We start from the raw sequence: 22,588 nt of genomic DNA, 5'->3' as shown, positions 1-22,588 counted from the left end.
CGGGTCCCTTCCAGCTGCCCTCCTCCTCGTTGTGCCTTCCGTTCCGGCGAGTCGGCGCTGCATACCCCTGAATTCCTGCTTTTTGCGCTGGCGAGAGTGAAGCGGACGCTCTAAGGAGGTCCGTCAGTGACCATGGAACGGCGGGGCAAACGGCCCCGTCTTTCCCGGGCGCGGGCGCCGCGCGTCTTCGTCTTCGCTTCGTGCGCAGCAGCTCGCCTCCTGCGCAGGGACCGAGGAAGAAGAGCAGCCTCTCGCGCTCGGCGTAGCGCCGCACGCAGCGGCCCTCGCGATCGCGAGAAAGAGCTGAGATCCCATGTTCGTTCGTGAATCCGTCATGGTGGGCGGCCGTGCCCTCACCCTCGAGACCGGCCGCCTAGCCAAGCAGGCGCACGGCGCCGTGCTCGTCACCTTCGGTGACACGATGGTGCTCGTCACCGCCGTGTCGCAGGACGAGCGGCCCGGCCTCGACTTCTTCCCCCTGACCTGCGAGTTCGTCGAGAAGACCTACGCCGCCGGCAAGATCCCCGGCGGCTTCTTCAAGCGCGAGGCGCGCCAGCGCGAGGAGGAGATCCTCTCCAGCCGCCTCATGGACCGCCCGCTCCGGCCGCTCTTCCCGGACGGCTTCAAGCGGGACACGCAGATCATCGCGACCGTCCTCTCCAGCGACAAGCAGAACAAGGCCGACGTGCTCGCCCTGACCGGCGCGAGCGCGGCGCTGCACATCTCGGACATCCCCTGGGGCGGTCCGGTCGTGGGCGTGCGCGTGGGCCGGCTCGACGGCGAGTTCGTCGCGTACCCGACCGTCGCCGACCTCGAGCGCTGCGACATCGATCTCGTCGTCGCCTGCTCTCGCGACGCGATCGTGATGGTCGAGGGCGGCGCCGCCGAGGCGACCGAGGCGGAGATCATCGACGCGCTGATGTTCGCGCACGAGACGGCGCAGCCGGTCCTCGAGCTCATCGAGAAGATGCGCGCCGCCGTGGGCAAGCCGAAGAAGGAGTTCGTCGCGCCCGAGCTGCCGGCGGACGTGAAGAAGCGCGTCGCCGAGATCGTCGACGAGGACCTCAAGTCCGCGACGCGGGTGACCGACAAGAAGGCGCGCTACGACGGCTACAGCACGCTGAAGAAGAAGCTCACCGAGGCGCTGCTCGGCGAGCTCGGCAGCGAGAAGTACCTGCCCCTCGAGCGGCTCGTGAAGGCCGAGTTCGAGGAGCGCAAGGCGCACGTCGTCAGGACGTACGTCACCGAGGAGGGCCGGCGCATCGACGGCCGCGACGGCCGGAGCATCCGCCCGATCATGTGCGAGGTGGGCCTCCTGCCGCGCGTCCACGGCAGCGCCCTCTTCCAGCGCGGGGAGACGCAGGCGATCGTCACGACGACGCTCGGCACGTCGACCGACGAGCAGAAGATCGACGGCCTGATGGGGGAGACGTGGAAGCGCTTCTACCTCCACTACAACTTCCCCCCGTTCTCGACCGGCGAGACGAAGCCGCTGCGCGGCCCCGGCCGGCGCGAGATCGGCCACGGCGCGCTCGCGGAGCGCGCCCTCTCCCGGATGATCCCGGCGCCGGATCAGTTCCCCTACACGATCCGCATCGTGTCGGAGACGCTGGAGTCGAACGGCTCGTCGTCGATGGCCGCGGTCTGCGGCGGGTGTCTGTCGCTCATGGACGCGGGCGTGCCGATCAAGTCGCCCGTCGCCGGCATCGCGATGGGCCTCATCATGGAGGGCCAGCGCTACGCCGTGCTCTCGGACATCCTCGGCGACGAGGATCACCTCGGCGACATGGACTTCAAGGTCTGCGGCACGGCGCGCGGCGTGACCGCGATCCAGATGGACATCAAGATCGCCGGCCTGAGCCGGCAGATCCTGATGCAGGCGCTGGATCAGGCGCGCGAGGGGCGGCTCCACATCCTGAACAAGATGCTGGAGACGCTGCCGACCACGCGGCCCGAGCTCAGCCAGTACGCCCCGCGGATCACCACGGTCCGCGTGAAGCCCGACCAGATCCGCCTCATCATCGGCCCCGGCGGCAAGACCATCAAGGGCATCGTCGACCAGACCGGCGTCGCGATCGACGTCGAGGACGACGGCACGGTGAACGTCGCGTCGTCCGACTCCGACGCGGTGAAGAAGGCGCTCGACATCATCAAGGGCCTCACGGCCGAGCCCGAGGTCGGCGCCACCTACAAGGGGACGGTCAAGCGCATCACCGACTTCGGCGCGTTCGTGGAGATCCTGCCGAACACCGACGGCCTGCTGCACATCTCGGAGATGGCCCACACGCGCGTCGAGCGCGTGGAGGACGTCCTCAAGGAGGGCGACTCGCTCGACGTGAAGGTGCTGAGCGTCGACCGCGACGGGAAGATCCGGCTGAGCCGGCGCGAGCTGCTCCCGCTGCCGGAGGGCGCCGAGGGCGATCGCGCGCGCGAGCGCATGGCGCAGGCCCGCGACGCCGGCCCGCCGCCGCGCCGCGACGGTCCCGGCGGCCCCCCGCGCAGCGGCGGCGATCGCGATCGCGGATCGCGGCCCGGCATGGATCGCGACCGCGGCGACCGCGGGCCGCGGGAGCGCCGGGAGCGCCGGTCCTGACCAGCGAGCAGGCGAGGGGAGGCGATGCTGCGCTGCGGCGCCGCTGAGCCTCCCCGCCGCTCGGTCCTCGTCACCCCCGCCACCTCACCGCTCTCCCCAGAACGCCGCCTTTCCCGGCGGTTTGTGGCGATCTGCTGCCGCTCATGGAGGCGCATCGCAGCGCGCCCGCGGCTGCTGCGATGACGCACGCCGCGAGGGGGGGCGGGCTGGCGGACCGCCGCGCCGGGAGCATCCATCCGGCGGCTTTGTTGGAATCCGGTGAAGCACGCATGGCCCGTTCACAATCGGGGTAGAGTCCCGACCCCTGCTCGTGGCATGCTCCGCCCGTGCTCGTACGCAGAGCGAAAATAGTCTGTACCATTGGCCCTTCGTGTGACTCTCAAACGACGCTGGAGCAGCTCATCCGCGCCGGTATGGATGTCGCTCGACTCAACTTCTCCCACGGCTCGCATGAGGATCATGGCAAGAACATCGCCACGGTCCGCGCGGCGGCCGAGGCCTGCGGAAAGCCGGTGGCGATCCTGCAGGACCTCTGCGGCCCGAAGATCCGAGCCGGTCGCTTCCCCAACAACACCTTCGAGGTGGCTGATGGGGCCTCCGTCTGGCTGACAGAAGCCAACCGGGACAGCCCCCTTGCCCAGCCCGGCGAGATCCCGATCCTCTACGAGGGGCTCGCGTCCGATCTCCAGCAGGGGGACGTGATCCTGCTCGACGACGGCCGGGTCGTCGTCACCGTCACCAAGGTGGACGGCGAGCGCGTCCACGCCGCCGTGACGCAGGGCGGGCGCCTGCGCGATCGCGTCGGCGTGCACCTGCCCGCCCGGCGCGTGCGCATCGCCTCGCTCACCGAGAAGGACAAGGCGGATCTCAGCTTCGGCCTCGCGCAGGGCGTCGACTACGTCGCGCTCTCGTTCGTGCGCAACGCGGACGAGGTGCGGCACGTCCGCGACATCTGCGAGGCCTGGGGCCGCCCCACGCCGATCGTCTCGAAGATCGAGACGCCAGGCGCCATCGACAACCTGGAGGCGATCATCCTCGCCTCCGACGGGGTCATGGTGGCGCGCGGCGATCTCGGCGTGGAGTTCAACCCGGAGCGGGTGCCGATCATCCAGCGCGAGATCCTCGGCCTGGCGCGCGTGCACCAGAAGCCGGTCATCGTCGCGACCGAGATGCTCCAGTCGATGGTCACCGCGACGCGCCCGACGCGCGCGGAGGCGAGCGACGTGGCGACGGCGGTCTTCGACGGCACCGACGCGGTCATGCTCTCGCAGGAGACCGCGACCGGCGCGCACCCGGCGCTCGTCGTGCGGATGATGTCCCGCATCGTCACCGAGGCCGAGCAGAGCGCGTTCTACCGCTACCTCTCGAGCGAGCAGCCCGGGCAGCGCGCGAACGTCGCCGAGGCGACGGCGCGCGCGGCCTGCGACATCGCGCGGGACATCGGCGCGCGGCTCATCGTGGCGTTCACCGAGAGCGGCCTCACCGCGCGGTACGCCTCGAAGGCGCGCCCCGTCGTGCCGATCGTCGCCTTCTCGCCGAACGACACGACGCGCCGCCGGCTCGCGCTGCTCTGGGGCGTCGTGCCCTCTCCCATCGACGCGCTCCGCAACTCCGACGAGATGATCGAGCGCGCCACGGCGTACCTGGCCGCGAACGGCTTCGTGTCGCCGGGCGACAAGCTCGTCACCATCTTCGGCGCGCCGGTCGGGGTCTCGGGCTCGACGAACGCGATTCGGGTGAAGGTTGTTGAATGAGCCTGCCCGCCCGCGATAGGGGCTCGACGGGCGAGCAGGACTCTCTCTCCAGACAGCGGGGCGCGGAAGGCCTCCCGAAGCTCGACAAGTACGAGCTGATCGAGGAGCTCGGCCACGGCGGCATGGCCACGGTCTACCGCGCCCACGACCCGCGGCTCCGCCGCGAGGTCGCGGTCAAGATCATCCACAAGCACCTCCGGGAGAACGCCGAGGTCGGCGCGCGCTTCGTCGCCGAGGCGCGCGCCGCGGCGAAGCTGCGCCACCCCGGCATCGTCGAGGTCTACGACGTGTCGAGCGAGCAGGACGGCGAGCGTTACCTCGTCGTCGAGCTGCTCCGCGGCTCCACGCTGCGCAAGATCCTGAGCAACCACCGCGAGATGCCGGCCGAGATCGGCGCCGCCGTGGTGCTCGAGCTCTGCGAGGCGCTCGAGCACGCGCACGCGTCGGGCATCATCCACCGCGACGTCAAGCCGGAGAACGTGCTCGTCGAGCTGCCGTGCGACCGCGTCGCCAGCTGGGACGGCGAGGGCGTCGTCATCAAGCTGACCGACTTCGGCATCGCGAAGATCCTCGACGCCCAGGGCGTCACCTCGACGGGGCAGGTGCTGGGCTCGCCGGCGCACATGGCGCCCGAGCAGATCGAGGGCGGCGAGGTCGACGCGCGCACCGACGTCTTCGCGCTCGGGGTGCTGTTCTACGAGTGCCTCGTGGGGCACCTGCCGTTCGAGGGGAAGAACCCGGCGCAGGTGCTCCGCAAGGTGCTCGAGGGGATCTACCCCGAGGCCGAGCGCGAGCGGCCCGCCGTCGGCGCGCGCTGGAGCCGGATCATCGCGGGCGCCCTCGCGCACGACGTCGCGGCGCGCGCCGCGAGCCCGCGGGCGCTCGCCGAGCAGATCCGGGCGGAGCTCTCGGAGCTCGGCGTCGTCGAGCCGCGCGCCGAGCTCGCCGCCTACTTCGCCGATCCGGCGGGTTACGCCGAGCGGCACGTGGCGCGGCTCGTCCCGCGCCTCGTGGCCCGCGCGGAGGCCGGCCGCAAGCGCGGCGACGTGCCGGGCGCGGCGGCGGACTACAACCGGGCGCTCGCGCTCGCGCCGAACGACCTCTCCATCCTCAAGCGGCTCTCGAAGCTCAACGCGAGCCGCACCCGGCGGAAGCTCGCGCGGCGCGCCCTGGCCGTCGCGCTCGGGTCGGTGGCGCTCGGCGTCGCCGCGTTCGCGGTCGCCCGCGCGGTCAGCGTGCCGTCGCCGCCGCCGGCGGCCGAGGACACGCCCGCGGCGCCCCAGCCGCTTTCGCCTGCGGGCATCGACCCCCTCATGCCGGCGCCGAACCTGCCTGCGGTCGCCCCCGGCGCCGAGCCCGTCGCGTCCGCGCCCCGCGTCCGCGGCCGCCCTCAGCCGGCGCACGTCGCGCCGCCCTCCTCGGCCTTGGCGGAGGCCCCGCTCGTGCGCGACGTCATCTTCCAGCTCGTCCCGAGCGGCGCGAAGCTGGTGCTCGACGGCGTGGAGACCACCTGGTTCGGCGCGAACCGGGTCATGCCGCTGAAGATCGGCGCTCACACCGTCCACATCAGCGTGCCGACGTCGCGGTGCTGCAAGCCGTACTCGGGCGTCATCACGGTCGTCGCGCCGAAGCCCGGCGTCACGGCGCCGCAGCGGATCGTCCACAAGCTGGAGATCCTGCCGAGCACGGTCGTCCTGAGCGGCGCGCCGCCCAACGCGCAGTACGCGTGCCCGCAGATCGGCCTGATCGGCTACGCGGGCGCGCCGCAGACGGTGACCTTGAGCGACGTGTTCTGGAGCGGGCGCTGCCAGTTCATGCCCCCGACGCCGGACGCAGCGCCGCGCGCCGGCAACGTGACGATCGTGGCCGGCGAGACGAACACCGTCACCTGGCCGCCGGGCTGACGGCCGCGGGCGCTTCGGCTGACGGCCGCGGGCGCTTCGGCTGACGGCCGCGGGCGCTTGGGGGCGGCGCCGCGGAGCTCCGGCGGAGCGCATGCGGTCATTCCGGCGTCAGCTCCTGAAATCTCAGCATCCCCGTCGAAACTCCGCTACATGACGGCGAACCCCCTCCGCATGGCTGCGCGAACTCCAGGCGGGAGCTCTCCCGGCGCTCGCTTCCCGTCGGTCGGGAGTCGCCGCGCCCTGCCGGCGCTGCGGCGGCTCGCGGCGGCTGCCGCGGGTGTGCTCGCGCTGAGCTTCGCGGGCGCGGCGCGCGCCGACGAGGCGCAGCAGTTCGAGCTCGCGAAGACGCGCTTCGACGCCGGCCACTACGAGGAGGCCGTGAGCCGCTTCGCGGTGATGCTCGACCCGGCGAACGCGCCCTGCGATCGCGGCGCGACCGAGGCGGAGGGCAAGCCGTGCCGGATCACCGATCCCGATCTGATCGAGCGGGCGCGCGGCCTCGCCGCCGCGGCGCTCGTGGCGCTGCGGCGCACCGCCGAGGCGGACGTGTACATCGAGAAGATCCTGATGGACAACCCGTCGTACGCGCCGAACCCGGCGGTGTTCCCGCCCGAGGTCATCGATCGCTTCACGGCGGCCCGGGCGCGCGGCCGGGCGCGGATCGAGGAGATCACGCGGCAGAAGGCCGAGGCGCAGCGGGAGGCGCGGCTCCGGATGGCGCGGCGGCGGGAGGAGGAGCGCCGCTGGATCGCCCAGCTCCAGCGCCTCGCCGGGAGCGAGCGGGTGGTGGAGCGCAACTCCCGCTGGATCGGGATGCTCCCCTTCGGGGTGGGGCAGTTCCAGAACGGCGACGAGGGTCTCGGCTGGTTCTTCCTGGTGAGCCAGGCCGTCGCCGGCGGTACCTCGATCGTCTCCGCGCTGGCGCTCTCCAGCTACGAGAACGTCGACGTCACGCCCGGCGCCGCGGCGGGGCAGAACGTCGACATCGACTTGCTGAACAGCCGCATCGGCACCGCGGCGGACGTGAACCGCGTCGCGTTCGGCGCCTTCGCGACGCTCGTCGTGGCCGGGATCGCCCACGCGCAGATCACGTTCGTGCCGGAGCGGGTGTCGTTCCGCCCGCGCCCCGTGCCGCCGCCCCCGCCGAGCTTCACGGCCGCGCCGACGATCTCGCTGCTCCCGGGCGGCTTCTCCGCGGGGCTGCTCGGTCGCTTCTGAGCGGCCGCGCCGCGCGGCTCCCGAGCGGCCGTGTTGCGCGGCTCCCGAGCGGCCGCGCCGCGCGGCTCATGCCTTGCGCGCGGCGGCGATCCAGAAGCCGCCGAGCGCGGCGAGCGGCGAGTCGCAGAGCGCCCACTCCGCCCGGTGGAGCAGGCGTCCGAGCCCCGGCACGCGCATCGCGGCCGCGAAGGGGGTCACGATGCGCACGCCGCGCGAGGCGACGACGCGCACGTTCCCTGGCATCAGGGCGGCGGCGGCGCGGGGCGCGTCGAAGCGCGTGAAGACGGCGCTCTCCCGGGTCCGGTCGCTGATGGCGCCCGCCGGGCCGAGCTTCTTCACGAGCCCCCGCAGGCTGTACGGGTTGTAGAACTCGGCGATCACGTGGCCGCCGGGCCGCACCACGCGCGCCATCTCCGCGAGCGCCGCGCGCACGTCCTGCACGTGGGCGAGCACCTTGAAGGAGCAGGCGACGTCGAAGCTCTCGTCGGCGAACGGCAGCGCGGTCGCGCTCCCCTCCACGACGTCGAGCCCGCGCGCGCGAGCGCGCTCGAGCATGCCGGGCGAGAGGTCGACGCCGCGCGCCGAGCGCGTGAACGCGCCGATCCGCTCGAGCAGGAGCCCGGTGCCGCATCCGACCTCGAGCACGTCGCCGCCCTCGCCGAAGCGCCGCACGAAGTCGACCTCGAGGGCGTCGACGAGGTCGTGGTAGCCCCCGCGATCGCGCCCGCCGCGGTGGGCCTCGTAGCGCGCCGAGAACTCGTCGTAGTACGCCCGCGTCGCGCGCAGGTGCTCGTCCGTCTTGGCCTCTGCCGTCCGGGCTTCCATGGGCTTGCTATACTATGCAGGCAAGCTCGAGGTGACCCATGAAGCCCGGCGACCACCCTGATTTCTTCCGGTTCGCGCCGCCCCCCGGGACGTCCCGCGAGAGCTCGATCCGCCTCGATCGCGAGGGCCGCTTCTGGCACGACGGCGCCCGTGTCGACCACCCGGCGCTGGAGCGCGGCCTGAGGTCGTGGATCGCGCGGCACCCGGACGACGGCCGGCCGATCCTCACGAACGGCTACGACTGGTGCTACTTCCAGGTCGACGACGCGCCGCTCTTCGTCGACGCGCTCCGGATCGACGAGGGCGGCGCGGTGACGCTGCTCCTGTTCGACGGGACCGAGGAGCCGCTCGATCCGGCGACGCTCGCGCTCGGCGACGACGGCGTGATGTACGCGCGCGCCCGCGGCGGCGCGCTCTGGGCGCGCTTCTCGAGGCACGCGCAGGTGCAGCTCGCCCCGTTGCTCGTCGAGGCCGAGCCGCCGACGCTCCACATCGGCGGGCGCGAGATCCAGGTGCCGGCGCGGGGGGCGAGCGGAGCGTAGTCGGCGCCCGCCGCTCAGTACCGGTACTGCCAGAGCAGATCGATCACCCCCGAGGTCATGTCCCGCTCGTCGAGCCCCAGGGTGCCGCGGAGCGTCCAGTGCTTGTCGAAGCGCCAGTCGACGGTGAGCTCGGTCCGCGTGCTGCTGTCGGCCGCCGCCCTCCCGGGGGTCAGCCCGGCCCCGCCGCTCCCGCCCGCCGCCGCGCTCGGCGCCGTGCTCTCCTGGAAGGAGGCCTGCGCCGTCAGCTCGTCGTTCAAGCGGTAGACGAGGCTCGTGCGCAGCGTGCCTTCCGACGTCGTGCCGAACCGCGTCGACAGGCCGCGCAGCGGGGCGATGCCGCTGAGCAGCGCGTTGAACTGCGCGGCCGCGAGCTCGCTGCCCACCGAGGCGGCGACGCCGCCCGCCGCCTGCAGCCCCGACGTCTGGGCCCCCACGGGCTGCGCCCCGTCGGAGAAGTCGGCGCCGAACAGCAGCCGCGCCAGGATGTCCTGCTGCGAGCTCGGCGGGTTCGAGCGGAAGCGCAGCTTCTTGTCCGTGATCGGCCGGAGGTTGCCGATGTAGTCGGCGTAGATGCGCGTGCCGTCGGGGGCGTCCCAGCGCGCGGTGACGTTCAGGTGAGGGTTCGAGGTCTCCTCCTCGCGCAGGCGCACGCGCCCGCGCTCGATCTCGAACTCCTTGCCGAAGATCTCGAGCGCGCCGTGCGCGATGACGACGCCGCCCGACACGCGCACGTCCTCGCCGATCACCACCCGCGGCGGCGCGTCCTCGGCGCTCGACAGGAGCAGCCGGAGCCCCGCGCCCGTGACGATCGCGTTGTCCACGTCGAACGTCATCGCGTAACGGAGCGCGTCCGCCGCGCGCCGCTGCTTCTCCGGACCGAGCGGGTGGGAGACGGAGATGTCGGGGTTGTCGTCCAGGGGCTGCACGTCGCGGCCGCTCGTCGCCGGCAGCGAGAGCCGGAGCGTCGGGACCGTCGCGTGCACCTCGAGCTCCCCCGGCTTCTTCTGCGCGATGAACGTCAGCGCCCCCGAGGCCGTCCCGAGGGGGACGCCCTCGAGCGTGAGCGGCAGCGCCTGATCCTCGGCGATGGTGAGCGCCCCGGCGCCGTCGCGCAGCTCGAGGCCGGCGAGCCGGAACAGCGCCCAGCCCTGCGCCAGCCCGGTCATGCCCGCGGCGCGGAGGCCCTCGATCCGCACGACGCCGTCCTCGGCGGTGATGCGGGCGCCCACGTCGCGCAGCTCCTGCCCGAACTCCGGGATGTGCACGACGCCCTCGCTGACCTCGAGCTGCGCGCGCAGGGTGCCCCCGGCGCCGCCCGAGCCGAGATCGACGTGGAGGTCGCCGTCGAGCACGCCGTCGACCTTGCTGAGCAGCCGGCTGACCAGGGGGTGCAGCGCCGCGAGCCGGAAGCGCTCCGCGGAGACGGTGAGGTCCGCGCGCTCGCCGTCGGGCACCGGGAGGATCCCGTCCTGGAAGCGCACGCTGGCGCGGGCGCTCGCCCGGAGAGCGCCGCCCTCCTTGCCCTCGAGCACGAGCTCGGAGACGTGGAGGTCCCCGCGCCCGGGCTCGGCCGCGGGGTCGATCTGCACCGAGAGCGCGCCGCGCTCGAACGCGACGTCGTCGCCGATCGAGAGGCCCGGCAGCGAGAGGCGCGCGGTCAGCTTCGGCGCGACGTTGAGGTCGCGCATCGCGATCTCGCCGCTCACGTACCCGCCGATGCCGCTGTCGCCGAGCAGCGGGATCTCGCCGAGCGGCACCCGCCGCAGCGTCGCGCGGAAGGCGCCCGTCCACGCCGGGGGCGGGCGCGTGCCCTTCAGCGCCCGCGGCGAGGGGGGCGAGAGCAGGCCGTCCAGCGGGGCGACCACATCGGCGGTGACCGTCGCGATCTCGTCCGCGCCGCGCGCGACGTGCGCCCTCAGCGTGGCCTTCTCGCTGTCGTACGTGAGCCACACGTCGAGGTCGGCGGGGAACGCGAAGTCCGCGGCCGTCCGGGGGTCCCCGGGGGCGTAGGTGAAGCCCGACCAGAGGGTGCGCGCCGTCAGGCGCGGGCGCGCGACGGTGCCGCTCGCGTACGCGTCGACGCGCACCTCGCCGCCGAGCGGCGGGAGCGCGTCGCGCACGAACGACGGCAGCGTGGCGAACGCGCTGAACGCGCGCCGCGGGATCGACACGTTCGCGGCGATCGGGGACCCGAGGAGCGACGCCCACCGGCCCGCGCTCGGCCCGGCGAGCGCGGCGAGGTCGAGATCGATCGAGCCGGAGGCGTCGCCGAGCAGCCCGCCGTCGTACAGGGTGAGCGACGCGGTGGCCTTGCCGGTCGGGCCGTCGAGCGCGCCCCTGAGCTGTACGTCGATCGACCGCGACTCCCAGGCCGGGCGCTCGGCCCCGAGGGGGTGAGGGCCGGCGAGCGCGAGGCCCTGCGTCCGCACGAGCACGTCGTGCAGCGAGGGGAACGGCTCGCCCGGCGCGCGCGAGATCCGGAAGCGGGTCGTCAGCTTGCCGTGCACCTCGCTGACGAAGCGGGCGATCGGCATGAGCTGCGCGAGGCAGCGGAGGTCCCAGTCGTCCGCGGCGACCTCGGCCGCCCCGACGAGGGCGGCCCACGTCTGCGGGCGCAGCAGGGGGCCCTTCAGCGTGCCCTCGGCGCCGGACAGGCGCACGCTCGCGATCGGGCCGGCGCACCGCGGCGGCGCCCAGGGCTCTCTCGGCGCTCCGGGGGCCCGGGGGGCCTCCGCGGTGATGCTCACGAGGCCGTCGGCCTTGACCTGGTCGCGGTCGATGGTGGCGGTGAGCCGCGCCGAGACGCCGGACACGAACGCGACCTCGCCGCCCTTGAGGTCGAGCTGCACGTGGCCCGAGCGCCCGGTCCTCGGGTGGTGATCCAGCGCGACGTCGACGTCCGCGATCCCGCGCACGCGGAGCGGGATCCCGAGCACCCGCGCGACGCGGCCGAGGTCGATGGAGTCGCCCTTGAGCCGCCCGGTGACGTCGTCGCCCCGCACGGCGAGCCGGCCCCGCAGCGCGCCGAGCTCCGAGGACGCGAGCTCGATCCCCTCGACGGCGACGCCGCCGCCCGAGGGGCTGATCGCCGCGATCTTCCCCGCGACGTGGGCGCCCTCGTGCTTCATCTCGAGCTCGACGTCGCGGAGGGCGCCCGTGGCGGAGCTCAGCCGGGCCGAGGCGCTGAGCGCGTCGTCGCCGTCGGTGAGGGCCGCGCGGAGCGACGGCGCGGCGAGCGGGCCGGAGATCTGCGCCGTGACCTCGTCGAACGTGCGGCCGCCGGCGAGCGCCTCCTCGCCCGAGAGCGAGGCGTTGATCGCGAGCGCGTCGATCGGCCCGGAGACGCGCCCGGTGATGCGCGCGCTCGCGAGCCCGAGATCCGGGCCGGCGCGGAGCCCGGCGAACGCGCCCTCGACGCGCGCGTCGAGCGCCTCCCCGCGCAGGGTCCCCTCGACGCGCACGCGCCCGGCGCCGTCGACGGCCCCGGCGAGGCGCGGCGCCGCGGCGATCGCCGGGACGTCGGCCGTCGCCGCGAAGCGGATCCCCTCGCCGCGCGGCAGGAGCGAGATCTCGGCGTCGATGGGCGCGCCCGGCTCGTGGAGGTGCGCGCGCGCGTGGAGCTCGCCGCGGTCGAGCACGAGGTGGACGTCCGCCGCGGGCACCGGCTCGCCGAGCAGCTCGGTGGGGGACGTCCGCGCCTCGAGCGCGAGCCGGAGCTCGTCGCCGAGCTCGACGCGCACCTGCCCCTCGGCGGTGATCGCGGGCGCCGCCGCGGCCGGCGCGCCGCCGCGATCCGCCGCCGCCTTCCGCCCGGCGGCGGATCGCGGCGGCGCGCCGGCGCCTGGCAGCTTCGGCGCGCCGGCGCCTGGCAGCTTCGGCGCGGCGGCGCCCGGGAGCGCGCCGGCCGCGGCGCCGGCGCCTGGGAGCGCGCCGGTCGCAGCGGCCTCGAGGCGCACGCCGAGGAGCCGCAGATCGACGTCGCGCGCGTCCACGTCGGCGTCGAGCCGGACGGGGCCCGTCACGTCGAGCCGCCCCGCGACGGCGACCGTGCCGCCCGCCGGGCCGGAGGGATCCGCGGTGATCGACGCCCGGACGTCGAGCCGGGGGAGGTGGCCGTCCACGGCCACGCGCGCGGCGATCGGCTCGGTGAGCGGGTGATCCGGGACGAGGCTCCGGAGCTGCTCCGGCGTGGCGCGCGGGACGCTCGCGTACGCCTCGAGGTGGTCCTCGTCGAGCACGGCCCGCGCGGTGACCTCGACGTCGGCGAGCCGGCCGGCGAAGCTGCTCCACATCCGGACCGTGTCGCCGGCGCGGAGGTGGTAGTTCGCCGTGCCCGCGGTCGTGGCGGGCAGGAGGGCGCGATCCACGAGGCCCGTCTGCTCGACGTCGACGGCGACGCCCTCCCGGCCGACGCGCACCGACCCGACGAGCCGGCTGACGTCGGCGTCGAGCGCGCGCGGGGGCGCGAGCTGCCCGTGCACCCAGCCGCGCCCGATCTCGATGCGCGAGAGGGCGACCACGACCTCGCGCGGCGGCTCCCTCGGCGCGGCCGGGGGCGGGCGGCTCGGCGGCAGCGGCGTGAACGTGTCGCCGAGGGTGACGCCCCCCGCGGCGCTCTGCTCGACGAGCACCTCGGCCTGCTCCACCCGGATGTACGGGACCTCGACGCGCAGCGGGCCGGCCCCGAAGAGCGCGCCGCCCAGCATCGCGAGCACGTCGGCGCGCGCCTCGACGCCGCTCGCGCGGATCACCTGCTTCCCGGCGGGATCGAGCGCGACCGCGCCGCGGATCCGCACGCCGTCCAGGCGGAGCGCGTCGATCTCGTCGGCGACGATCCTGCCTTGGAAGAGCGATCCCAGGAGCCGGTTCGTGGCGTCCCGGGCGACGCGGCGCGCGACCGGCATGTCGAGGTGGAGCGCGACCCCGGCCGCCGTGGCGCCGGCGAACACCGCGGCCAGCCCGAGCGCCGCCGCGGCGGCAGACGCGGCGCGGCGCATACGTCCCGGCGCGCGCGGCGGGCGCGTCGAGGCGGATCGCCGCGGCTCTGGTGCGGGGTCGGGCGTCACCGCGTTAGCTTAGTATGCGAGAGGCGCGCCGACCGCGCTCGCCGCTCCGCAGGCGGGAAGCGCGCGTTTGTACGCGGGAGGTGTACGCGGGATGCGCGCGCGGCCGTGCTCGGCGGCCCCGGGGCGCGGCGGGGCGCCGGCCCGGGTCACCCGGCGAGCCGCTCCAGCTCCACGAACAGCGCGCCGAGCTCTGGCTTCGCCCGGAGCGGCGCGCAGAAGCGGCTCGCCATGTGGAGGAGGTCCGACTCGATCTGATCGGCCCTGCGGCCGATGTCGGCCATGCGCTCCTGCGCCTCCCGGCGCCGCGCCTCCAGGTGCCGGTCGAGCTCCTCGAGGCGCTCGCGCAGCTTCTTGATCTGCGCGTCCACCTCGGCCACCTCCTGCTCGCGGGCGATCGCCTCGCTCTCGGCCTCGTAATCCGCCTTCCTCGACGTGTACCAGCCCTCGACGAGCTCGGCGAGCCGCCGGTAGCTCGCGGCGAGCTCGAGGTAGGGCTCGAGGAAGCCGCTCCGGCCCTCCCAGCGCACGGCCTCCTTGTGTGCGCTCATGACCGCGGGGATGTACGCCTGCGTCGCCGCGCTGAGCGGCGCCACCCGGGCGCGGAACGCGCGGGCCTCCTCGCGCGTGATCGAGGCGTCCACCGTGAGCGCGTCCATCGCCCGCCCGATCTGCAGCCGGCCCTCGCGCCACTCCTCGGCGACGCCCTCGAGGCGCCGCTGCTCGTCGAGCGCCCTCGACCGGAGCTCGGCGTGCTCCCGCACGAGGCCGCGCAGCCCGTCGAGCTGCCGCTGCAGATCCGCCGGCGGCGACGGGCCGAACGCGCGCGCCGTCATCTTCTCGAAGAGATCGAGCCGGTTCACCCAGGGGTCGCGCCCGGCGATCCGCGAGCGCACCGCCGAGTCGCGCGCCGGCGCCTCGGGCGGCGGGGGGAGCGCGATCCGGCTCGCGGCCGCGATCTCCTCGAGCTCCGCCAGCACGCGGTACGCGTCGACGGGGCGGTCGGCGGGGTCCTTCGCCATGAGGGCGAAGACGAGCCGGTCGAGCGCCTCCGGCATCTCCGGCGCGAGCTCCCGGAGGTGCGGCGGTTGCTCGTTGATGTGCTTCAGGATCCAGCTCGCCGGGTCGGGCGCGTCGAACGGCAGCCGCTGCGTGATCATCTCGAACATGATCACCCCGAGCGAGTAGAGGTCGGCCGGGGGGCCCGCGTCGATCGTCGTGCTGCGCTCGGGCGCCATGTACTGCGGCGTGCCGAAGATCTCGCCGAGGTTCGTGAGCCGCACGTCCTGCGCGCACCGGGCGATGCCGAAGTCGAGGAGCTTCACCCAGTCGCCCTTCATCAGGAAGACGTTCTCGGGCTTGAGATCGCGGTGCACGACGTCGAAGTCGTGGGCGCGGCCGAGGGCGCGCGCCATCTGCACCCAGATGGGCAGCGCCCGCGCGAGCGGCACGCGGCTGCGCTCGACGAGGTCGGCGAGGCTCGTGCCCTGGAGCAGCTCCATCACGAGGAAGGGCAGGCCGTCGTCGGTGTCGCCGTGGTCGAAGATCTCGATGATGTTCGGGTGCGCGAGCCGCTGCGCGTGCCGGGCCTCGCGCCGGAAGCGCTCCCGCGTCGTCGTGTCCTGCGCGAACTCGCGGCTCAGGATCTTGATCGCGCACGGGGTGCCGATGATCTTGTTGTGCGCCCGGTAGACCGTGGCCATCCCCCCGATCCCGAGCGCCTGCTCGACGACGTAGCGGCCGCCGATCGACGTCCCGATGCGGGGGTCCTTCTCGGAGACGAGCGACGAGCCGTCGATGAAGCAGAAGGCGCTCTCGGCCGGGTAACGCTGGTGGCACTGCGGGCAGGTCTTCATAGAGGGCACGTCGGCTGCAAGGCTACTCTACGGGGGGCCGCTCTCGAGGGTCAACGCTCGGCGCGCCTCCTCTGCAGCGCCGGCGCGCTTCCGGGACCTCGTCAGCGTTGTCGCGTTATGTTCCGGGGACGTCATGGATGAGCCTCCTCTGCGCGCGGTGGTGATCGGCGCGGGCGCCTCCGGCGCGGCCGCGGCGCTGCTGCTCGCGCGCGCCGGCGTCCCGACGCTGCTCGCCGAGCGCGCGCGCCGCGTGGGCGGCTCCGCTCGGGCGTACGAGCGGGACGGCTTCCGCGTCGACGCGCGCACCTACATGCTCTGCCGCGGCGAGGCGGGGCCGCTCGGGGACGTGCTGCGCCGCGCCGGCCAGGCCGACGCGATCACGTTCTGCGAGGGCCGCGATCCGGCCGCGCTCGCCTTCGCCGGCGCGGCGCGCGGGGCCCGCGGCGACGGGCCGCGGGCGCGGCGCGCCGTCGTCCCGGGCGAGCTGCGGCGGCTGGCCGGCTTCGCGCGGGACCTCGCGCGCGGGCTCGATCTCGCGCCCCTGGAGGCCGCGCGCGCCGCGCGCCTCGTCGCGCACGCGGCGTCGATGCGCGACGCCGACCTGGCCGCGTGCGACGACGTGACGGCTGAGCAGTACGTCGCCCGCTTCCTCGCGCGCCCCGCGGCCGCCGCCGGGCTCGCCGGGCTGCTCGCCCTCCCGCTGCTGCTGCCCGGCGCCGAGGCGTCGGCGGGCGAGGCGCTCGTCGCGCTGCGCCAGCTCGTCCGCGGCGGGCAACCGAGGTACCCCGAGGGCGGCGCGGCGCGGATCCCCGACGTCTTCACCCGCCTCGCCCAGGGGCTCGGCGCCGCGGTGTGGACGAGCTCGACCGTGCGCCGCGTGCTCGTGCAGGGCCGGCGCGTGTGCGGCGTCGAGCTCGCCGACGGAACGACGGTGGCCGCCCGCATCGTGGTGAGCACGGCCGGCCTGCCGACCACCGTCTCCGCGCTCGTCGGCGAGGCGCATTTCCCCGAGCTGTACGTGGCGCACGTCCGGGCGCTCAAGCCCGAGCCGAGGCGGGTGGAGGTGAAGATCGGGCTGCGCCGTCGGCTCGTCGCGGCGAGCGCGCTCGCCGGGCTCGACGGCGGCGACGGAGCGTCGCCCTCCCCGTTCTACGCGGTGGTGCCGACGAGCTTCGATCCGTCGCTCGCGCCGCCCGGGCACGAGCTGCTCTGCGCGTGCGCGGTGGCCGGCGCGGGCGGCGGCGCCTCGGTCGACGGGCTCATGCGCGCGCTCGCCCGCGCGGTGCCCGGCCTGCTCGCGGACGTGGTCTTCGTCGACGGCACCGTGGAGGACGGCGCCGAGGCGCCCGGCGCGCCGGGCGGCGAGCGCGCGCTCGGGACGGCGCAGACGCCCGGCCAGGTCGGCCGCGCGCGCCCGGCGGTGCACACGCCGGTGCGAGGGCTCTACCTCGCGGGGCGCGCCGCCGGCGGCCGCGGCGCGGGCATGGAGCTCGCCGCGTCGAGCGCGATCGAGTGTGTCGACCGCATCCTCGTGGATCTCGGCCGCGACCTCGGCGCGCCGCCGCGCCCCGATCTGACCGAGATCGCCGGCGATCTGCTGGAGCGCGCCGCGGTGTCCACCCTGTCCTGGATCGCGCGCCCGCCAGGGTGACCGCCGCTCTGTGGGGCGTGTACCAAAGACCGAGGAAAAAACGCTCTAGTTCGGTCTGTCGGAAGTCCTGGCAGAGATCACGGCGAGAGAAGAGAGATTCAACGCAACGGCGCAAAGGCGCAAAGGCGCAAAGGCGCAAAGGCGCAAAAATACAGAGAAATTTCTGGTTTGCGCCTTTGCGCCGTTGCGTTGAAATCTCTCGGGATCTGTGAACAGACCCGTGAGGAACGAGGGGCGGTCGGATGAGCTGCGGCGCGGCGCGTGCGGCCGGCGCGTCAGCGCGTCAGCGCGTCAGCGCGTCAGCGCGTCAGCGCGTCGTCGTGCCGCGGCTCCCGCGGGCGAGGGCGTCGAACGGCAGCTTCTGGTCCTCGAACACGGCGTCGAGCTCCTCGCTCCCGCACTCGCGCACGCCAGAGCGCGGCGACAGCTCCGGGCGCGCCGAGGACGGCGGGCCCATGCGCGCCGACAGCGGCGGCATCGTCCGGATCGAGGGCGGAGGCTCGGTGCCCGAGATGACGCTGGGCTGCGTCGCGCGCACCGAGGGGGGGCTCGGCAGGGTCGACGCGGAGGGCGCGCGCGAGCTCGAGGGCGGCGGGGGCGTGAGCCTGCGCGAGGGCGGCGGGCCGCCCGCCGCGCGCGTCGACGGCGGCGGGGGCGTGAACCTGCGCGAGGGCGGCGGCGCCACGTTCGGCACGCGCGTCGAGGGCGGCGCCGCGGTCGGCATGCGCGAGGACGGCGGCGCCGCGGTCGGCACGCGCGAGGACGGCGGCGCCGCGGTCGGCACGCGCGTCGAGGGCGGCGGGCCGGACATCATGCCCGCGCTCCCGGCGAGCGGCGCGCCGCGCATCGACGGGGGCGGGCTCGACATCGGGCCGCCAGACGCGCCCTGCTGCGCCGGCGCGAGGTGCGGGGCCGGGCGCGAGGGCGGCGGCGGAACCGAGCGGGGGACGCCGGGCGCAGCGTACGGGCCGGCCTGCCCGCGGCTCGACGGCGGCACGGAGCGCGACGACGTCGACGGCGGGGCGCGGAACGACGGCGGCGCCACGGACGAAGGCACGGGTGTGAGCGAGCGGCTCATCAGGGGCGCCCTTACGGAGGGCGGGGTCCCGGCGCGCGACGAGGGAGGCGGCAGGGTGCTCTGCGGCGACGACACCTCGCCGCGACGCTGGGCGAGCCGGGGATCCGCGCTCGGGGCGACCGCCCTCGGGGCCGATCGGGGCTCGGCGCTCGACCCGCCCCGCGGGCTCACGGTCTCGCTGCGCTGCGCGCCGATCATCGTATAACGCCCGCTGCCCTCGTCGCGCCGGCCCGCGTCGCGCGACGCGCTCGTCTCGCGGAGCGCGCCGCTCAGCATCGCCTCCAGCTCGCGCTCGCTGACCTCCTCGTCGAGCCGCAGCAGCGTCGATCGGACGTCGCGCGCGAGCGCCTCGAACTCCACCGGATCCGTCGCGTAGACGCCGTTGGACATGATGATCGCGAGCGGCCGCCGCTCGGCCGCGATCGTGGCGACCGTGGCGGTCTCGCAGCGGTGAAGCAGCACCCCGCAGCCCGGCGCCACCGTGAGGCACAGGCTGAAGAGCGCCGGCCACGCAGGGTCGAGGACAACAAGAATGCTCGGAACGTGGAGCGGGGTTGCAGTGATCTGCGCGCGACGATCCATGGCAGATCGAGGATAACTGAAACTGATGGACGGATCGTACTGCTCTTTCTCTATGTCGGTCATTTTCGGTCCGGTGGCTCGTGCATCGATAAGGCCAAAGGCGCAGGTCTCCTACAGCTTGATTGCTTGTGTGCAGTGCTGCGGTCATCGTCGCGCCGCCGCGCCGCTGACGACGCGGCTGCCGCGGCCGCCCGGCGAGGTCTCCGCTGCCGCGCGCCGCGCGCGGCGCTGCCGCGCAGCGACCTCCGCCGGGATGAGCGGCGGAGGTCGCATGGACGCGGCAGCGTTCGTGTCGCGGTGGGCGCCACGAGCCGAGTGGAGGCCGAGCGATGACCTGGTGCGACGTCCGCGCCCCGCACGGCCGCGCCGCCGTGGCCGCGCGCAGGTGACGTTCATGTGGAGCGGGTCACAGGCCGGTGTAGATCGTGGCGAACGAGGCCGCCTCGCCGCGGAGCAGCAGGTTGAGCCGCGGGTTCGGGACCTTGAAGGTGTGGATCTTCGCGTTGCGCACGTCGAGCACGGCGAAGGCGCCGCCCGGCGTGCTCTCGGCGAGGCCGTTCATCAAGAGGTTCAGCACGACCGAGACGCGCTTCGACGACAGGGGCTCCCCGCGGAAATACATCTTGATGACGTGCGGGGTCCCGTCGATGACGAGCCCGAGCTCCGGATTGACGTTGATCTCGAGGTCGCCGAGGCGGTACGTCGCGACCGGCGGCTCGAACCACGTCATCTTCCCCGAGGCGAGGAACTTGCGGTATCCGTTCACCACCGACGGATAGATGCGACGGCGCCGCTCGTCGTGCTGGGCGGCGAGGAACGTATCGAGCACGCTCGTGGGCTTTCCGCTCCTGTGCATGTCGACGATCGCCTCGCGCACCTGCCGGTAGAAGTCGGTGTGGATCTCGTCCTTCCGCTCCTTGAACTCCCTGACGCCCGTCAGCTTGGGCGTCCCGGCCTTGAGCACGAAGTCGACAAAGTACGTGAGCGAGATCTTTTCCATGAAGAAGTCTCCTCCAGATCGAAGCAGTTCGGTGCGCGTCCCGCGCGGGGCGTCCGAGGGGCGCGCCGTCCGCGCCGCGTCGTCCCTGATGTCTTACCATGGATAGCCACCTTCGACCCGTTCGGAAAGGGATCGATCGGACGGACATTGTCCCAACCCGGGCGGGTCGGACGGCGGGCCCCCCTGGCGCGAAAGCCCGCGGAAAACCTGTGGAAAACGCGCGGCGCGCGGGCCGCCCGCGCGCGCTTCCGCGCCCCGGCTTTGCAGGGCCGGAACCATAGGATGAGAGGGGGTGTACGGCGCGACGATAATCGACAGAAAACGACTGTTATGCGGTAGTTTCTCGGCGGGAGAGAGCCAGAGCGGCCGGCCGTCAAGAGACGTTGTCAGGGGTCGGACCATGTCCGTCATAGCCGCAGAGACCTCGGCGCCGAGGGCAAGAGACGCTGTCAGGGGTCGGACCATGTCCGTCATAGCCACGGAGACCTCGGCGGCGCGAGCGGTCCGCCCCCGGGCGGCGGGCGCGGTGCGCGCGAGGTGCCCCCGGCGGGCGATCCCGTCCGACTCCCCTCTCCGAAGGAGGATCGAGGCGCGGTGGATTCCAGTGTTGAGCTCGGTATGGTCGCGTGGCCCCATCCGAGGTAGAAACGTCGGCCCTGCCATGCGTAATTCCTTGCTCCTCCCGCCCGTCTGCGCGCTCGGCATCGCGCTCGCCCCCGCGGAGGCGCGCGCTCACACCCCCTCGTGGACAGGCCTCGCCGAGGAGCTCGCCGAGGCGCTCGCCGAGATGAACTTCCACAGCCAGCTCCAGGTCGGCGTCGCCGCCATGCTCGCGAGCGGCCTGAGGCCGGGCGGGATGGAGCTCCGCGGCACGGTGAACGTGCACGGGTTCGGCGCCTCGGTGGGCGCGCGGTACGAGCCGTATCCCTCGGGCGTGGGCGTGCTCGCGTCCCTCGGTCTCGAGCTGCGGCCGCTGGCGCTCGCGGAGATCAACTTCTTCCGGGCGCTGGACCCTTATGTCTGGGTGGGCGGCGAGATCGGCGGCGGCAGCCGCGGGTTCCGGTTGGCCCAGGACGTCGGCCTCGGGCTCGACATCGGGCTCTTCTCGCGGGTCGATAGCAACCGGGAGAACCTCCACCCGGCGCTGACGCTGCGTTACCAATACCGCGCCGTCCAGACACCGGACGATTTGCCGAGCCACCTGCTCCACATCGGCGGGGCGCTGCGGATCGTGGAGTGAGGACACCCCTCAACGGCACGCGCTGATCTGCACGTCGTCGAGGTTCCAGCCCGACATCGGCGCGCCGCCGAAGGCGATGACGGCGCTGTAGCCGAACCGCACCCTGAGGCCCGGGTTCTTGTGCCGCGTGATGTCGTAGGCGACGTGCTTCCACGCGGCGTCGGTGACATCCCCGTTGGGGGTCTCGTAGACGATCTGCCAGCGGGACCCGTCGAAGACCTCGACATGGCCCTTGTTGCGGTAGGTCGTGTTCAGCCAGCGCCAGAAGGACAACGTGAGCCGCCCGAAGGCGCCCGCGTCCACGGCGGGGCTCGTCAGGTAACGCTGCGGGTGGGACGTGGCGATGCTCGGGCTGCCGCCGAGGAGCACGCCCGCGATCCCGTTGTCGCCGGTGGGCGTGTGATCGACCGCCGGATCGGGCATACCCGCCCGCTGATCACGCGACGGCCTCGCCGGCCCGATCTCCCATCCGGCCGCGAGGTTCCACCGCGCGGCGTTGTCCGAGAAATCCTCGGCGAAGAGGACCTCCGGCGAGGAGCACGGCGCCGCCGGATCGCCCCTCCCAGGGGCGCCGCCGAGCGTCGCCCGGTGCATCCCGAGGACCCCGTGCTCCGCCGGGATCCAGGGCTCGTCCGCCGGGCCGCCGGTACAGCCCGCCGCGGCGAGGCCGCAGGACAGCGCGGCCCGCTCGATCCAGGTCTTCATGATCGCTCCTCGCAGGTGCAATGCCTCTCGGGCGGGCGCCATTCCGCCTGGCGCGCCTCGCCGCGTCGAGAGCGGGTATTCTAGAGCGAGATGAAGCCGCAGGTAGCCTGGGCGAGCGGCGCCCGATGCGGGGACGCCGGCGTCATGGCGCCTCCGTCGTGCTCCCCCTGACGCCCCTGAGACGGCGTGTCGCGCCCCGGCTCGAGCAGCCCCGCAGGGCGCCGGAACGGCCGGTCGTCACGGATGGGACGCCGGAGCGGGCGGCGGGGACGCCGGGACGTTCCGGCGCGAGATCGTCTCGCGCGTGAGCACGTCGGTGAGCATCAGCGTGAGGAGCAGGCCGACGAGCAGCATCGACACGATCATGGGGAGCGCGTTCGAGAACCGCTGCTCGATGAGGTGCATGAAGAAGAGCAGCACGAGCGCCGTCTTCGCCGTGGCGATCAAGAGCGCAGCGACGACGTCGGCCTCGCCGAGGTGCGCGAGCGACAGGAGGTACGAGGCCAGCGTGAGCGCCATGAGGACGAGCCAGACGATCACGTACGTCCGCGAGGAGAGGTGCTTGACGGTCATGGGA

Annotated in this window: 15 protein-coding genes; 8 read left to right on the top strand and 7 right to left on the bottom strand. The window is 73.9% G+C overall.

Going from position 1 to position 22,588, the window contains the following annotated elements; genetic code table 11:
* The first annotated feature begins 313 nt into the window (after window positions 1-313).
* The 4 genes from pnp (at window position 314) to WMF43_RS26395 (ending at window position 7,469) form a co-directional block, all read left to right on the top strand.
* Window positions 314-2,593, top strand: coding sequence for a polyribonucleotide nucleotidyltransferase (gene pnp, locus WMF43_RS26410; RefSeq protein ID WP_437668727.1), 2,280 nt, complete (start codon window positions 314-316; stop codon window positions 2,591-2,593).
* A 326-nt stretch (window positions 2,594-2,919) separates the two neighbouring features.
* The gene (pyk, locus tag WMF43_RS26405) at window positions 2,920-4,347 is read left to right on the top strand and encodes a pyruvate kinase (RefSeq protein ID WP_437668726.1); all 1,428 of its coding nucleotides are present in this window, start codon (window positions 2,920-2,922) and stop codon (window positions 4,345-4,347) included.
* Window positions 4,344-6,251, top strand: a complete 1,908-nt coding sequence (locus tag WMF43_RS26400) for a protein kinase domain-containing protein (RefSeq protein ID WP_437668725.1) — start codon at window positions 4,344-4,346, stop codon at window positions 6,249-6,251. The genes pyk and WMF43_RS26400 overlap by 4 nt, the downstream gene beginning before the upstream one ends.
* A 150-nt stretch (window positions 6,252-6,401) precedes the next feature.
* Window positions 6,402-7,469, top strand: coding sequence for a hypothetical protein (locus tag WMF43_RS26395; protein WP_437668724.1), 1,068 nt, complete (start codon window positions 6,402-6,404; stop codon window positions 7,467-7,469).
* A 66-nt stretch (window positions 7,470-7,535) separates the two neighbouring features.
* Here WMF43_RS26395 and WMF43_RS26390 read toward each other — a convergent pair whose 3' ends face one another.
* Entirely contained in the window at window positions 7,536-8,294 is a 759-nt protein-coding gene (locus tag WMF43_RS26390) for a class I SAM-dependent methyltransferase (RefSeq protein WP_437668723.1), read from the bottom strand.
* A gap of 38 nt (window positions 8,295-8,332) precedes the next feature.
* On the opposite strand from WMF43_RS26390, the gene WMF43_RS26385 reads away from it, so the two are divergent.
* Window positions 8,333-8,836, top strand: coding sequence for a hypothetical protein (locus WMF43_RS26385; RefSeq protein WP_437668722.1), 504 nt, complete (start codon window positions 8,333-8,335; stop codon window positions 8,834-8,836).
* Window positions 8,837-8,850: 14 nt separating this feature from the next.
* Here WMF43_RS26385 and WMF43_RS26380 read toward each other — a convergent pair whose 3' ends face one another.
* Together WMF43_RS26380 and WMF43_RS26375 are read right to left on the bottom strand one after the other, a co-directional pair.
* Window positions 8,851-13,833: a translocation/assembly module TamB domain-containing protein gene (locus WMF43_RS26380; protein WP_437668721.1), complete on the bottom strand. Its 4,983-nt coding sequence runs from the start codon at window positions 13,831-13,833 to the stop codon at window positions 8,851-8,853.
* A 215-nt stretch (window positions 13,834-14,048) separates the two neighbouring features.
* Complete coding sequence (locus WMF43_RS26375; protein ID WP_437668720.1) at window positions 14,049-15,755, bottom strand: protein kinase domain-containing protein; 1,707 nt, start codon at window positions 15,753-15,755, stop codon at window positions 14,049-14,051.
* 133 nt (window positions 15,756-15,888) lie between these two features.
* Between WMF43_RS26375 and WMF43_RS26370 the strand changes: the two genes are divergently transcribed.
* A complete protein-coding gene (locus WMF43_RS26370) occupies window positions 15,889-17,406 on the top strand; it encodes a phytoene desaturase family protein (RefSeq protein ID WP_437668719.1) in 1,518 nt (505 codons plus the stop codon).
* A gap of 307 nt (window positions 17,407-17,713) precedes the next feature.
* Here the strand turns inward: WMF43_RS26370 and WMF43_RS26365 are convergent, their stop codons facing one another.
* Window positions 17,714-17,863, bottom strand: a complete 150-nt coding sequence (locus WMF43_RS26365; RefSeq protein ID WP_437668718.1) for a hypothetical protein — start codon at window positions 17,861-17,863, stop codon at window positions 17,714-17,716.
* On the opposite strand from WMF43_RS26365, the gene WMF43_RS26360 reads away from it, so the two are divergent.
* Window positions 17,862-18,689, top strand: coding sequence for a hypothetical protein (locus tag WMF43_RS26360; RefSeq protein WP_437668717.1), 828 nt, complete (start codon window positions 17,862-17,864; stop codon window positions 18,687-18,689). The two genes, WMF43_RS26365 and WMF43_RS26360, sit on opposite strands and share 2 nt — an antisense overlap.
* Window positions 18,690-19,472: 783 nt before the next feature.
* Here the strand turns inward: WMF43_RS26360 and WMF43_RS26355 are convergent.
* On the bottom strand, window positions 19,473-20,066 hold the full coding sequence (locus WMF43_RS26355) for a hypothetical protein (protein WP_437668716.1): 594 nt from the start codon (window positions 20,064-20,066) through the stop codon (window positions 19,473-19,475).
* Window positions 20,067-20,727: 661 nt separating this feature from the next.
* On the opposite strand from WMF43_RS26355, the gene WMF43_RS26350 reads away from it, so the two are divergent.
* Window positions 20,728-21,306: a hypothetical protein gene (locus tag WMF43_RS26350; RefSeq protein ID WP_437668715.1), complete on the top strand. Its 579-nt coding sequence runs from the start codon at window positions 20,728-20,730 to the stop codon at window positions 21,304-21,306.
* A gap of 9 nt (window positions 21,307-21,315) precedes the next feature.
* Here WMF43_RS26350 and WMF43_RS26345 read toward each other — a convergent pair whose 3' ends face one another.
* Together WMF43_RS26345 and WMF43_RS26340 are read right to left on the bottom strand one after the other, a co-directional pair.
* Window positions 21,316-22,011, bottom strand: a complete 696-nt coding sequence (locus WMF43_RS26345; RefSeq protein WP_437668714.1) for a hypothetical protein — start codon at window positions 22,009-22,011, stop codon at window positions 21,316-21,318.
* A 237-nt stretch (window positions 22,012-22,248) separates the two neighbouring features.
* A complete protein-coding gene (locus tag WMF43_RS26340; protein ID WP_437668713.1) occupies window positions 22,249-22,584 on the bottom strand; it encodes a cytochrome C oxidase subunit IV family protein in 336 nt (111 codons plus the stop codon).
* Window positions 22,585-22,588: the final 4 nt, after the last annotated feature.

The organism is Sorangium sp. So ce131, from assembly GCF_051519095.1.
In the GTDB taxonomy this organism is placed as follows: domain Bacteria; phylum Myxococcota_A; class Polyangia; order Polyangiales; family Polyangiaceae; genus Sorangium.
The sequence above is the reverse complement of the archived record's forward strand: the minus strand, read 5'-3'. Positions and strand labels throughout refer to the sequence as shown.